The organism is Roseovarius sp. SCSIO 43702, from assembly GCF_019599045.1.
Taxonomy (GTDB): Bacteria; Pseudomonadota; Alphaproteobacteria; order Rhodobacterales; family Rhodobacteraceae; genus Roseovarius.
The window spans coordinates 2,874,284-2,886,595 of the sequence record NZ_CP080623.1 but is presented as its reverse complement, the minus strand read 5'-3'; the positions used below and the strand labels follow the sequence as shown (position 1 = coordinate 2,886,595).

Annotated in this window: 12 protein-coding genes; 7 read left to right on the top strand and 5 right to left on the bottom strand. The window is 66.3% G+C overall.

Annotated features, from left to right (window positions below; genetic code table 11):
• Positions 1–1,158: a 2Fe-2S iron-sulfur cluster-binding protein gene (locus K1T73_RS14360; RefSeq protein ID WP_220601357.1), complete on the top strand. Its 1,158-nt coding sequence runs from the start codon at positions 1–3 to the stop codon at positions 1,156–1,158.
• 15 nt (positions 1,159–1,173) lie between these two features.
• On the opposite strand, the gene K1T73_RS14355 is transcribed toward K1T73_RS14360, so the two are convergent.
• Genes K1T73_RS14355 through K1T73_RS14340 form a run of 4 tightly spaced genes read right to left on the bottom strand, consistent with a single transcriptional unit; the run spans position 1,174 to position 5,672 of the window.
• Positions 1,174–2,235: a succinylglutamate desuccinylase/aspartoacylase family protein gene (locus K1T73_RS14355; RefSeq protein ID WP_220601356.1), complete on the bottom strand. Its 1,062-nt coding sequence runs from the start codon at positions 2,233–2,235 to the stop codon at positions 1,174–1,176.
• Entirely contained in the window at positions 2,232–3,848 is a 1,617-nt protein-coding gene (locus K1T73_RS14350; RefSeq protein ID WP_220601355.1) for an ABC transporter ATP-binding protein, read from the bottom strand. The genes K1T73_RS14355 and K1T73_RS14350 overlap by 4 nt, the downstream gene beginning before the upstream one ends.
• 3 nt (positions 3,849–3,851) lie before the next feature.
• Entirely contained in the window at positions 3,852–4,709 is an 858-nt protein-coding gene (locus K1T73_RS14345; RefSeq protein ID WP_220601354.1) for an ABC transporter permease, read from the bottom strand.
• A 6-nt stretch (positions 4,710–4,715) separates the two neighbouring features.
• On the bottom strand, positions 4,716–5,672 hold the full coding sequence (locus K1T73_RS14340; RefSeq protein WP_220601353.1) for an ABC transporter permease: 957 nt from the start codon (positions 5,670–5,672) through the stop codon (positions 4,716–4,718).
• Positions 5,673–5,869: 197 nt separating this feature from the next.
• Between K1T73_RS14340 and K1T73_RS14335 the strand changes: the two genes are divergently transcribed.
• Together K1T73_RS14335 and K1T73_RS14330 are read left to right on the top strand one after the other, a co-directional pair.
• Entirely contained in the window at positions 5,870–6,559 is a 690-nt protein-coding gene (locus tag K1T73_RS14335) for a GntR family transcriptional regulator (protein ID WP_220601352.1), read from the top strand.
• Positions 6,560–6,588: 29 nt separating this feature from the next.
• Complete coding sequence (locus K1T73_RS14330; protein ID WP_310794396.1) at positions 6,589–7,728, top strand: alanine racemase; 1,140 nt, start codon at positions 6,589–6,591, stop codon at positions 7,726–7,728.
• Between the two features lie 26 nt (positions 7,729–7,754).
• Here the strand turns inward: K1T73_RS14330 and K1T73_RS14325 are convergent, their stop codons facing one another.
• Positions 7,755–8,339 carry a HutD family protein gene (locus tag K1T73_RS14325; protein ID WP_220601351.1) on the bottom strand — a complete coding sequence of 195 codons (585 nt, stop codon included), beginning with the start codon at positions 8,337–8,339 and terminating at the stop codon, positions 7,755–7,757.
• Positions 8,340–8,623: 284 nt separating this feature from the next.
• Here K1T73_RS14325 and K1T73_RS14320 point away from each other — a divergent pair, with 284 nt between their 5' ends.
• From K1T73_RS14320 to K1T73_RS14305, 4 genes are read left to right on the top strand one after another with little or no spacing between them, the layout of a single operon-like run.
• Positions 8,624–9,313 (top strand): COQ9 family protein, encoded by a 690-nt coding sequence (locus K1T73_RS14320; protein WP_220601350.1) that lies wholly within the window; start codon positions 8,624–8,626, stop codon positions 9,311–9,313.
• Between the two features lie 24 nt (positions 9,314–9,337).
• Entirely contained in the window at positions 9,338–10,330 is a 993-nt protein-coding gene (locus K1T73_RS14315; RefSeq protein ID WP_220601349.1) for an NAD(P)H-quinone oxidoreductase, read from the top strand.
• Entirely contained in the window at positions 10,327–11,454 is a 1,128-nt protein-coding gene (locus K1T73_RS14310; protein WP_220601348.1) for an exo-alpha-sialidase, read from the top strand. The genes K1T73_RS14315 and K1T73_RS14310 overlap by 4 nt, the downstream gene beginning before the upstream one ends.
• Positions 11,451–12,026: a hypothetical protein gene (locus K1T73_RS14305; protein ID WP_220601347.1), complete on the top strand. Its 576-nt coding sequence runs from the start codon at positions 11,451–11,453 to the stop codon at positions 12,024–12,026. The genes K1T73_RS14310 and K1T73_RS14305 overlap by 4 nt, the downstream gene beginning before the upstream one ends.
• Positions 12,027–12,312 lie beyond the last annotated feature (286 nt).

Sequence of the window (12,312 nt, the reverse complement as noted above, 5' to 3'; positions counted from 1 at the left end):
ATGGCGGACGGTTTCCGGACCTTTCGCGTCGCCGACAAGCGGCGCGAGAGCGATATCATCACGTCCTTTCACCTGGTGCCGGTGGATGGCGGTGCGCTTTGGCCGGTGAGGCCGGGGCAGTATCTGACGCTGAAAATGCCGGGTGAAGGCGCGCCGGTGCTCAAGACCTATTCGGTCTCGAACGCCGCCGCCGAGACGGAGCATCACCGCATCACGGTCAAGCGCGAGGCGGGCCAGAACGGCGCGCCCGATGGTCTTGGCTCGTGCTGGCTGCATGACCGGATCGAGGTCGGCGACGAGATCGAGATCGCTCCGCCGCGAGGCCATTTCGTGCTGAACGAAGAGAGCCGGCGCCCGGTTATGCTGCTTTCGGGCGGGGTCGGGTTGACGCCGCTGGTGTCGATGCTGCACAGCCTCGAGGGGACGGGCCGCGATGTCTATTTCATTCATGCCTGTGAAAACGGCGCCGTCCACGCGCTGCGGGACGAGGTGACGGTTCTGGCGGATGAGCATATTCGCACCCTCTTTGTCTATCGCGCGCCGGGTGAGGCGGATCGCAGCGCCGGCGCGTTTCATGCCGAGGGGATGATCGACAAGGCATTCCTGCAAAGCCACCTGCCGCTCGGCGATTACGAGGTCTACCTTTGTGGCCCCGCGCCCTTCATGGCGGCGATGTATCAGCTTTTGCGGGAGTTGGGGCTGCCCAAGGACCGGATTGCCTACGAGTTCTTCGGCAAGGCCACGTCTCTCGACAAGCTTGCAGAGGCGCCAGCGCCGGCAAGGGCGCCCGCGCGCAATGCGGCGCCCGCGATCCGCTCGCTGGTCAACCTGACCGATCCCGACGCATGGGCGACCGAGGAAACCGTTGTCGAAGTGGCCGAGCAGCCCTCGCCCGAGGTTGCGCAGGCGGATGTGCGGTTCCGACGGTCCGGGGTATCGGAGCAGTGGGATGGCGCAGCGGATTCCCTGCTGGAGCTGGCCGAGAATGCGGGGCTGAACCCTGAATTCAGCTGCCGCGCGGGGATCTGCAACAGCTGCAAATGCGGGCTTGTTTCCGGCGAGGTCGAGTATTTCGAAGAGCCGCTCAGCCCGCCCGAGGCGGGCAAGGTCCTGATCTGCTGCGCGCGTCCCAAGGGGCCGGTGGTGTTGGATATCTGACTTTCAGGCGCGGCATCAGGCGGCGCCTGCCTGCGCAAGCAGCGCATCGAGGCCACGCGCGTCCAATTCGGGGCAGATGACCGCCAGATGGTCGCCCGGTGCGACGATGCCGCCTGACCGCTGGATCGCCACCACCCCGCCACGGGACGCCGTCAAGTCATGCGCGCCCGCGTCCAGCCTGTGGAGATCGCGCAGAAGCGCGACGGGCTGGCCCGCCTCGACACTCTGCCCGATCCGCACCAGCGGCTCGGCCAGCGCGTGGTGATCCGATGTAACATGCGCCGCGCCCGCGCCGAGGTCGAGAAAGCGTGTCTGCGGGCCGGGGGCGGCGCCCAGCCGCTCGGCCACCCCGTCCGCCAGCAGACCCTGACCCGCAAGCACGCGCAGCACGCCCTGCCAGCCCGCCTCGAGCGCGCGGAGCGATACCTTGCCCTCGCCGCCCAGCTCGCAGGACAGCATCGCGCAGCCCGCATCATGGGCCGCGCTGTCGAAATCGCCGGGCGTGTCGCTGGGCGGGACGACCATGGCAAATGGCAGGCCCATTGCGCGTGCCAGATCGCGCGTCTGGCCATCGCGCGCGGCATCGCCGGTGAGGCACAGATAGGCCGCGTCCAGATAGTTGCAGCCTGTCCCGCCCGAATGCAGATCCACCGCCAGATCGGCCAGAGGCATCAGTTGCGTGGCGACGAACCCCGCGATCTCGCGCGTCGGCCCGCTGAAGGGGGCGCCGGGGAAGCTGCGGTTGAGGTTGCCGCCATCGAGAGGCGAGACACGCTGCGCCGCCTCGATGCTGGGCATGTTGAGCGCCGGCGCGAGGATGAGCCGGCCGGCAACATCCTCGGGCGCGAGCCGCTCATAGAGGCGCCGCACGATGATCTGCCCTTCGTATTCGTCGCCGTGATTGCCTGCGCAGACCAGCGCGGTGGGGCCGTCCCCGCCGCGGATGACGCCCAGTGGAGCCCGGATCGTGGAAAAGGCGTAACGGTTGCCTGAATGGGTCAGCCCGAACTGCCCCGCACGCTTGCCGGGGCTGTCTAGGTCGAGCGTGCTCGCCACGGTTCCGAAACTCAGGCTCATTGCACGCCCCTTTCGGCCAGAAGGTTCGTCAGCCAGTCGGGGTCCATCTCGGGCACGGAGGACAAAAGCAGCTCGGTATATTCGGCGTGTGGCGGCGAGAAGATATCGTCCTTGCTGCCCTGCTCGACAATGCGGCCATGCTGCATCACCACCACCTCGTCCGCGATCGAACGGACCGTGGCCAGATCGTGGGTGATGAACATGTAGGTCAGCCCCATCTCGCGTTGCAGGCGGTCCAGCAGGCGCAGGATGCCCTCGGCGACCAATTGGTCCAGCGCCGATGTCACCTCGTCGCAGATTATGAACTCGGGCTCGGCGGCCAGTGCGCGCGCAATGCAGATCCGCTGCTTTTGCCCGCCCGAAAGCTCACCGGGCAGGCGGTCGATGAACTCGTCGGGGTCAAGCTCGATCAGGCTCAGCAATTCGCGGGTGCGCGCCTCCTTGGCCTTGCCCTTGAGCCCGAGGAAGAACTCGAGCGGACGGCCGATCACGTCGCGGATCCGCTGCTTGGGGTTGAGGGCGGTGTCGGCCATCTGGTGAATCATCTGCACATGGCGCTGCAGATCCGGCGTGCGATCGCGGCTGGACGGGGGCAGGGGCGTGCCATCGAACTGGATCGATCCCTCCCACGGCGGCAGGAGACCCATGATGACCCGCGCCAGCGTGGACTTGCCCGACCCGCTCTCGCCGACGATGGCGACGGTCGAGCCGCGGGTGATGCTGAGGTTGATGTCTTCCAGGATATTTACTGCGCCATAGCCGGCCGTGACGTTGTCGATCTGCAGGAGGGGCGCCGCGTCCATGTCGGGCAGGGGCATCGGCGCGCGGCGAAAATCGCGCACGGCCCAGAGCGATTTGGTGTAATCCTCCCGCGGGTTCGCCAGCATCTCACGCGCGGGCGCGTCCTCGACTTCTTCGCCGCGCAAGAGCACCTTGATCCGGTCGGCCATCTGCGCGACGATCGCGAGATCATGGGTGATGTAGATCGCGGCCGTATCGTATTCGCGGACGATGTCGCGGATCGCGGCCAGCACTTCGATCTGGGTCGTCACGTCGAGCGCGGTGGTCGGCTCGTCAAAGATGATGAGGTCGGGTCGACAGGACATCGCCATCGCCGTCATCGCGCGCTGCAGCTGCCCGCCCGAGACCTGATGCGGATAGCGAAAGCCGATCTGGTCGGGGTCGGGCAGGCGAATCTTGCGATAAAGCTCGACCGCATCGCGCTGGGCCTCGGCGTGGCTCATGACGCCGTGTTTCACCGGGCCCTCGCAGTACTGGTCGATCAGCTTGTAGGCGGGGTTGAAGGCCGCTGCCGCCGATTGCGCGACATAGGCTATGCGCTTGCCGCGCAGCTTGCGCAGGGTGTTCTTGCCTGCGCCGACCAGCTCCTTCCCGTCGAACTTGATCGAACCGCCGGAGATGCGGCAGCCGCCCTTGGTATAGCCCATCGCGGCAAGGCCGAGCGTCGACTTGCCCGCGCCGCTCTCGCCGATGAGGCCGAGGATCTCGCCCTTGTTCAGCGCCAGATCGACGCCCTTGATGATCGGTTTCCACCGCCGGTCCGAGCGGCCTTCGATGCGGATATCGGTCATGGCCAGCAGAAGGTCGGTCATGCGTTACTCCTTGAGGCCCGAGGACATGTGCAGCACCCAGTCGACGATCAGGTTCACCCCGATGGTCAGCAGGGCAATGGCCCCTGCCGGCAGCAACGGCGCGAGGCCGAAGGTTGCCGCCTGAAAGGACGAGAAATTGGCGAAACCGATGAGCTTGGCGCTCTCGCGGACCATGCCGCCCCAGTCGGCGGTCGGCGGCTGCAGGCCCAGCCCGAGGAACGACAGCGCCGAGATGAATAGAAAGACAAAGCAGAAGCGCAGCCCGAACTCGGCGATGAGCGGCGCGGCGGCGTTCGGCAGCACCTCGCGCCGGATCAACCAGCCAAGCCCTTCGCCGCGCATCCGCGCGACCTCGATATAATCCATCGTCATGATCCCCTGCGCCACCGCCCGCGAGAGGCGATAGACGCGCGTGCTGTCCAGCACGGCGATGACCAGCACCAGCGCAAGCACGGAGGTGCCGGTGATCGTCAGGATCAGGAGGGCAAAGATGAGCGGCGGGATCGCCATCAGCACATCGACCACGCGCGCGGTCAGCGCATCGAACCAGCCGCCGATGATCGCCGCCAAGAGGCCCATGCTGGTTCCCAGCAGAAACGCGAGCGCCGTCGTCACGAGGGCGATGCCGACCGTATTGCGCGCGCCGTAGATAAGCCGCGACAGCACATCGCGTCCGAGTGCATCGGTTCCGAGGTAGTGCGGCGCCTCCCAGGGCTGGTATTGCGCACCGATGGACGCCGCCTCGGGAAAGGGCGCAAGCAGCGGCGCGAGGATGGCGAGGATGGCGTAGAGAGTGACAATGGCGATTCCGACCCATGCCGAGACCGGCGCATCGCGCAGCGCGTGGAGTATCTGTTGCATGGGCTGCTACCTCGGATGCAGAAGGCGCGGGTTGGCGATGATCGACAGGATGTCCGCGACAAGGTTGAGCAGGATGTAGGTGGCAGCAAAGATCAGGCAGGCCGCCTGCACCACGGTCACGTCACGGTTGGACACGGCATCGACGAGGATCTGGCCGAGGCCGGGATAGACGAATACCACCTCGACCAGCACGACGCCCACGATGAGGTAGGCGAGGTTCAGCGCGATGACGTTGATGATCGGCGCGAGCGCGTTCGGCAACGCATGGACCGCGATCACGCGCCAGCGCTTCATCCCCTTGAGATGCGCCATCTCGATATAGGGCAGGGCCAGAAGGTTCAGGATGGCCGCGCGCGTCATCCGCATCATGTAAGCCAGCACGATCAGCGTAAGCGTCATCGCCGGCAGGAACGTCAGATACAGCCGCTCGCCCAGCCCCATGCCGGGATCGACATTGGCAAGGCTCGGGAACCAGCCGAGCGCGACGGCAAAGATGAGGATGAGGATATAGGCCACGAAGAACTCGGGAAACGAGATCGCGGCGAGGGTCGAGCTGCTGAGCATCCGGTCGAAAAGCGACCCGTTATAGAGCGCCGCCAGCATCCCGGCGACCACCGCAATCGGGACTGCGATCGCCGCTGCATAGCCTGCGAGGAAGAAGGTGTTGGCCGCGCGCTGTCCGATCAGCTCGGAAATGGGGCGCTGATTGGCGAGGCTGATGCCGAAATCACCCGTCACCGCGCCGCCCAGCCATGACAGGTAGCGCTCGGGAAGCGAACGGTTCAGATCGTATCTCTCGCGAAAGGCGTTCAGGCTCTCTTCGGTGGCGGCCTGCCCCAGAACCTCGGTGGCGATGTCGCCGGGCAACATTTCGATCGCGCCGAAGATGATGAGTGTCACGACGAAGAGGGTGACGCAGCCGACGAGCAATCGCTTCAGGATGATCGACAGAATTGCTTTCATGACGCCAGTTTTGTCCGCAGAAAGAGGGTTATGTCTAGATCATATGGGGCGATCCGCTATGGCGATAGGCCGACAAGTGCAGGTGCGCTGCGTCGCCGTTTAGCTTGGCTCAACTATCCTTGCGCGGGGCGGGCTTGGTGCGGTGAAAAATCTAGATTATAAGCTCAATAGCATGAACTTAAGCGAAGGCCCCCGCCATGAAAGCTACCTATCGCGAGGTCAAAGCGGATATCCTGTCGAAGATCACCAAGGGCCACTGGGCGCCCGGAAGCCTCATTCCGAACGAGATCGAGCTTGCCGAAAGCTACGGGTGCGCGCGGGCCACGGTCAATCGGGCGATGCGCGAGCTGGCCGATGACGGGCTGATCGAGCGGCGTCGCAAGGCCGGAACGCGCGTGCGGTCCAGCCCGGTACGGCAGGCGCGGTTCGACATTCCACTGGTGCGCCGCGAGATCGAGGACAAGGGGGCCGAGTATCGCTATAGCCTTGCGTCGCGCGCGATCGAGGAGGCGCCAGATTGGCTCCGCGCGCGTCTGCAACTGGATGAGGGGGCGCGAGCGCTGCATCTCGTGTGCATGCATTATGCCAACGGCGATCCCTTCCAGCACGAGGATCGGTGGATCAACCTGGAGGCGTTGCCGCAGGCGCGCGAGGCTGATTTCATGCAAACGGGCCCGAACGAATGGCTGGTCGCGACCATTCCCTTCTCGACCGCGGAGATCAGCTTTTCGGCGACACTAGCCGATACGTCACTCGCCGAGTTTCTCGGCTGCGACGCCGGCGCACCCCTTTTCACGATCGAACGGGCGACGTGGTTCGAGGGGGATGCAAATACCTTCGTCAAGCTGACATACCGGCCCGGTCACCGCATGACGACCCGCTACTGAGATCAATCTCTCACAAAGGAAGAATCGCCGTGACCGATGTAAGACTTGCGCAGCTGATGACGCCCTGCCTGATCCTTGATGAGGGCAGGATGACGCGGAACATCGAGCGGCTGGCGGCCCATGCCGCGCGTCTCGGCGTGCCGCTGAGGCCGCATCTCAAGACCGCGAAATCCGTCGATGTCGCACGCCGTGTCCTCGCGGACGGCACCGGGCCAGCCATGGTCTCGACATTGGCCGAGGCCGAGGTCTTCGCCGCCGCCGGGATTCGCGACATCACCTATGGCGTCGGCATCGGCCTGAACAAGCTGGAGCGCGTTCTCGATCTCCACCGCGCCGGCTGCCGCCTGACCGTGCTGGTCGATTCCGACGTGCAGGCGCGCGCGGTTGCGGCCGCCTCGACCGACGCGGGCATCGCGATCCCCGCGCTGATCGAGATCGACAGCGATGGGCATCGCAGCGGTCTTGCGCCTGATGATCCCGAGATCATCAAGATCGGAGAGATACTGCATGGCGGCGGCGCAGAGCTTGCGGGCGTTCTGTGCCACGCGGGCCAGAGCTATGGCGCGGTGGGCCGCGCGGCCCAGGCCGAGTTCGCCGAGGCCGAGCGCGCGGCGCTGGTGGCCGCGGCCGATGCCCTGCGCGCAAACGGCCTGCCGTGTCCCGTCGTCAGCGCCGGATCGACGCCCACGGCTCATGTTGCCAAGGACCTGACCGGCGTGACGGAGCTGCGTGCCGGTGTCTATGTCTTTTTCGATCTGGTCATGGCCGGCATCGATGTCTGCGCGGTGGACGACATTGCCCTTTCGGTTCTGACGACGGTCATCGGTCACCAGCCCGCACGCGGATCCATCATGGTCGACGCGGGCTGGATGGCCCTTTCGCGCGATCGCGGCACGGCGGCGCAGGAGGTCGATCAGGGCTATGGTCTGGTCTGCGACGAGACGGGGCGTCCGATCCCCGATCTGATCGTCACGCAGACCAGTCAGGAACATGGGACGATCGCGCTGCGGCCCGGGTCGGGTGCGTCCATGCCCGATCTGCCGATCGGCACCCGCCTGCGCATCCTGCCCAACCACGCTTGTGCCACGGCGGCGCAACACACGAGCTATCACGTGCTTCCGGCAGAGGGCGGGCCGCTGATGGAATGGCCGCGCTTCGGCGGCTGGTAGCGGGCCGGCGCAGCATCAGCCGCGCGCTACCGCCCGACGATGCAAAGCCGCATGTGCGCGCTCGGGGACAGGCTGCGCAGGGTGATCTCGAGCAGGGCGTCGCCGTCCTGCAACGTTACCATTACGGGCGTTGTCAGGAATATCGTGTCCGCGATCACGAATGACGCCTCGTCGATTCGCGGCTGCCCGGAGAGGACGTGCAGCGCGGTCAGGCCATGGTCCGGCGGCGTGGTCCTGCGGGTTTCCCGGCCGCGTCGCAACTCCACAGTGCCGTCGCAGAGTGCGGGGTCGAACATCAGGTTGAGGTCCGTGAGCGGCCCGTCCCAGAGTCGCGCCGTGACGGCAAGCCCGCCACCGAAGGCGACCGGCGCAAATGGCGCGGCGCGCAGCGCGCCGCCCGGATGCACCAGGTCCATCCCCGCACCCGACACGACGGTGAGGATGCGGCGCAAGCCGGCGAAGTTGGAGAACGGGCCGTCCTCGGCCACGTCCGCACGGCTGAGACGCCAGGTGCCTTGTTCGCCTATCCGTCCCTCGGCGATGTTGCGGGTGACGCCGCCCCCGTTCTTCCACGGGACTTCGACCAGATCCGCACCGTTCAGAACGTGCATCGAGTACCTCTTCTTCTTGCGGCTTCGCTGTTCGCGAGAGCGGGCCAGCGATCCCTCCCAAGAAACATCTCAACAGCATTTACGTCTATACGTGAAATCGAGTGGAAGGGTCGATCATGCGCACGCGTGCAGCCGTTGCCATCCAGACGGGAAGACGGCTGGCCACGCCTTCGACCGGAATACTCTACCCGGGAAAGAAACGGGGGAACGTGTGAGGCGGGAAAACGGTTTCGCCGGTCCGGAGTGCGCGGTAAGCTTCGGGGTGAAGCGAAGGAGGGTGCGGAATGACCGGAGCCACCGTTAAGGAAAGACTTCTCGAGGCGATCAAGCCACATGTGCCGTTCGAGGGCTGGAGCGAGGCGGCGTTTCGCGCCGCGGCGCAGGAGGCCGGTATCGAGATGTCGGTGGCGCACGCGGCCTGTCCGAGAGGCGCGGTCGATCTGGCGCGGGCCTTCCACGAGGAGGGCGATGCCCGGATGGAGGCGAGGCTCGCCGAGGCGGATCTCGGCAACATGCGCTTCCGCGACCGGATCGCCACGGCGATCCTCTGGCGGCTGGAGGTCGTGGAGGATCGCGAGTTGGTGCGGCGCGGCATGACCCTTTATGCGCAGCCCATCCACGCGGGCGAGGGCGCGCGCCTGGTCTGGGGGACATGCGACCGGATCTGGACAGCGCTGGGCGACACGTCACGCGATATCAACTGGTATACCAAGCGCGCGACGCTTTCGGCCGTCTACAGCTCGGCGGTTCTCTATTGGCTGGGCGATGCGAGCGAGAACATGGAGGCGACGCGCGCTTTCGTTGATCGGCGCATCGACGACGTGATGCAGATCGAGAAGGTGAAGGCCGATATGCGCGAGAACAAGGTGCTGTCGACGCTGCTGGCCGGGCCGAAGCGCCTGATGAGCCGCGTGCGTGCGCCGCAGTCGGCGGCACGCACGGGGATGCCGGGCCGCTGGTCAGGTCCGAACTGAGCCTCAGTCAAGGAGTTTCGCCGAATGGGCAAGATGATGAGAGCGGTGGAGATCCGCGAGCCGGGCGGGCCCGACGTCCTGACCCCGACCGAACGGCCTGTTCCCGAGCCGGGGCAGGGCGAGGTGGTGATCCGGCTGGCATGGGCCGGGGTGAACCGGCCAGACGCGCTGCAACGGGCGGGCATGTACGCGCCGCCCGCCGGAGCAAGTGATCTTCCGGGGCTCGAGGGCGCGGGCGAGATCGTCGCCACGGGCCCGGGGGTGAGCCGCTGGTCCATCGGTGACAAGGTCTGTGCGTTGCTGCCCGGTGGCGGCTATGCCGAATACGTGGCGACCCCCGCGGCGCATTGCCTCCCGGTGCCGGAAGGGATGAGCCTTCGCGAAGCGGCCTGCCTGCCCGAGACCTTCTTTACCGTCTGGTCGAACGTGTTCGAGCGCGGCGGATTGCGCGCCGGCGAGCGCTTTCTTGTCCATGGCGGATCGAGCGGGATCGGCACCACCGCGATCCAGCTCGCCAAGGCGCGGGGCGCGCGGGTCTTCACGACCGCGGGTTCCGACGAGAAATGCCGGGCCTGCCGCGACCTGGGGGCGGACCTGGCCATCAACTATCGCGAGACGGATTTCGTTGAGGCCGTCAGGGGCGAGGGCGGGGCGCATCTCGTTCTCGACATGGTGGGGGGCGACTACCTTCCGCGCAACGTGAAGTGCCTGGTGGATGACGGACGGCTGGTTCAGATCGCCTTCTTGCAAGGTTCGAAGGTCGAGTTGAACTTCGCGCAGGTGATGGTGCGGCGGCTGACCATCACCGGCAGCACGCTGCGCCCTCAGAGCGATCTTGCAAAGGCGCGTATTGCCGAGGCGCTGGAGCGCGAGGTCTGGCCGCTTCTCGACGCGGGGCGCGTGGAGCCGGTGATGGATTCGGAATTCGCGCTGGACGATGCCGCGCAGGCCCATGCGCGGATGGAAGAAAGCGGACATATCGGCAAGATCGTCCTCAAGGTCGACGCGGAGGCGTGAGCACGGGGGCGATTCTGACGCTCATGGCGGTGAGCGTGGCGCTGAGCCTGTGGCGGCTATGGCGAAGCGATGGCGCGTCCGGATGGCGGTTTGCCGACGTGCCGCGGATCGCGAGTGGCAGCGCGGAGTTCGAGACGGTGCTCGATCATGACAGCGCGCTCGGACAGGCGCATTCCCCCTCGATCCTGACCCGGGCGGACGGGTTTTCGGTCATGTGGTTCGAAGGATCGGCGGAGGCGCAGGCGGATGTGGACCTCTTCGAGGTGAGCATCACGCGGGCGGCCGACGGCCGCTGGATCGCCGGCGCGGCGGAGCGGCGGGTGACGCGCGCGGCACTGGGAGAGGCGATGGAGCCCCGCCAGCTTGTCGTGACGCTTGGCAACACGATCGAGGACGAGGCGACGCCGGGCGGCCTTTTCGTGACGGTGGTGTCGGTGGGCGGCTGGGCCATGGCTTCGGTCGCGCGGGTCACGATGGGGCCGACCGGGCCGATCCATGCCCGACGGCTCGATATGTCGCCGGTCCTCGGGCGCTCGAACCTCGTGAAATCGCCGATGGTCGCTTACGAGGACGGATCGCACGCCCTGCCTGCCTATTTCGAGATGGGGCAGATGCACGGGCTGTGGGTGCGATTCGCGCGGGACGGGCGCGTGGCCGACCTGCGGCGGATGGACGGCCGCGGGTTGAAGCCCATCCAACCCATGGTGGTGCCGCTCGACACGCACCACGCGGTGGCTTTCCTGAGAGATTTCGACGTGACACGTCAAAGGCTGCTGACGTGTCGCACCGAGGATGGTGGCCGGAGCTGGAGCGAGGTGCGTGAGACGGGGATCTTCAACCCGAGCGCGCCGGTGGCCGCGCTGGCCCTGGGGGACGGGCGCATCCTGATGGCGGCGAATGACGACCCGGAGGCGCCGAACGACCTTTGTCTCAGCCTGAGCGCGGATGGGGGAGAAAGCTGGACGCGGTGTCATCGCTTCGAAGGAGATGGCGAGGCGCTGCGGTACCCGATGCTGCGCGGGCTGGGCGCGGGGCGGATCGCGCTTTGTTATTCGCACGGGACGAAGCGGGGGATCCGGGCGCATCTCATGACGCTTGGCTGGATCGAGGCGCAGGCGGAATGATGGGCCGCACCGAAACTATCGTGAGCCTCGTCTTCGTGGCGATCCTCGCATGGTGGCTTGGCTTCGTGCTGATCCTGCCCTGGGCGGATGCGCAGATGGCGGTGCTCGCGGGGGTCGTCCTCGGCGTGGGGACGACAGTGGGATTGCGTGACAGCGTCGTGGTGCGCGGAGCGGTGGCGGTTCTGGAGCCGCTGGGCGTGGTGTTGCCGATTCTCGCGTTGCGGCACATGGCGGTCACGGCGGTGCCGGAGGCGGGTCCGGTACTGGGTGACTGGAGCGGCTGGGAGCTTCTGACGATCCTGCTTGCCTATCTCGGGTTCCTTGCGGGGGCGATGGGCGTCTTTCGACTGTCGCTCTATCCGCTTGGGTATCGCGCGGGGCCGGTGGCGGGAATGGTGCTGGCGCTTTGCATCCTCGCGCTTCTGGCGGGCAACCTCACGCTCGCGGTGGTCGCGGTCGCCGGACAGGCAATGTGGGTTCTGCGGCTCGGGAGCAGCAACTGGTTCGACCACGTGCTTCACGTCCTGCTGGTCCCGGTCATCGTGGTCGAGTTGGTGCTACGGGCGCTGTGAGCCCGTGAACGGTGAGGGAGAATCGGGGACCGTCCCGGTGGCCAGACGCGATTCCCCGCGAGGGAACGCCGAAAGCGCGTCTTCCGGGCAACAGGAGGGCTTTGCGCCTGCCTTGATTTCGCCGCAATCGGCGAGGGGCGGTCCGACACAAAAACGCGTAAACACAGTGAAAACACGGCTTTTGCTCGATGCGGGGATGATCCGTGTGATTAAAACGCCACAACGGAGGCGACATGCAGGCAAAGCGATGGGCCTTCGTTGACCTGAAACGGCAAATGGCGCATTC

Excerpts from the sequence above, each read along its gene's own strand:
- K1T73_RS14360 (WP_220601357.1), top strand. The coding sequence starts at position 1 with ATGGCGGACGGTTTCCGGACCTTTCGCGTCGCCGACAAGCGGCGCGAG.
- K1T73_RS14355 (WP_220601356.1), bottom strand. The coding sequence starts at position 2,235 with ATGAGCCTGAGTTTCGGAACCGTGGCGAGCACGCTCGACCTAGACAGC.
- K1T73_RS14350 (WP_220601355.1), bottom strand. The coding sequence starts at position 3,848 with ATGACCGACCTTCTGCTGGCCATGACCGATATCCGCATCGAAGGCCGC.
- K1T73_RS14345 (WP_220601354.1), bottom strand. The coding sequence starts at position 4,709 with ATGCAACAGATACTCCACGCGCTGCGCGATGCGCCGGTCTCGGCATGG.
- K1T73_RS14340 (WP_220601353.1), bottom strand. The coding sequence starts at position 5,672 with ATGAAAGCAATTCTGTCGATCATCCTGAAGCGATTGCTCGTCGGCTGC.
- K1T73_RS14335 (WP_220601352.1), top strand. The coding sequence starts at position 5,870 with ATGAAAGCTACCTATCGCGAGGTCAAAGCGGATATCCTGTCGAAGATC.
- K1T73_RS14325 (WP_220601351.1), bottom strand. The coding sequence starts at position 8,339 with ATGCACGTTCTGAACGGTGCGGATCTGGTCGAAGTCCCGTGGAAGAAC.
- K1T73_RS14320 (WP_220601350.1), top strand. The coding sequence starts at position 8,624 with ATGACCGGAGCCACCGTTAAGGAAAGACTTCTCGAGGCGATCAAGCCA.
- K1T73_RS14315 (WP_220601349.1), top strand. The coding sequence starts at position 9,338 with ATGGGCAAGATGATGAGAGCGGTGGAGATCCGCGAGCCGGGCGGGCCC.
- K1T73_RS14305 (WP_220601347.1), top strand. The coding sequence starts at position 11,451 with ATGATGGGCCGCACCGAAACTATCGTGAGCCTCGTCTTCGTGGCGATC.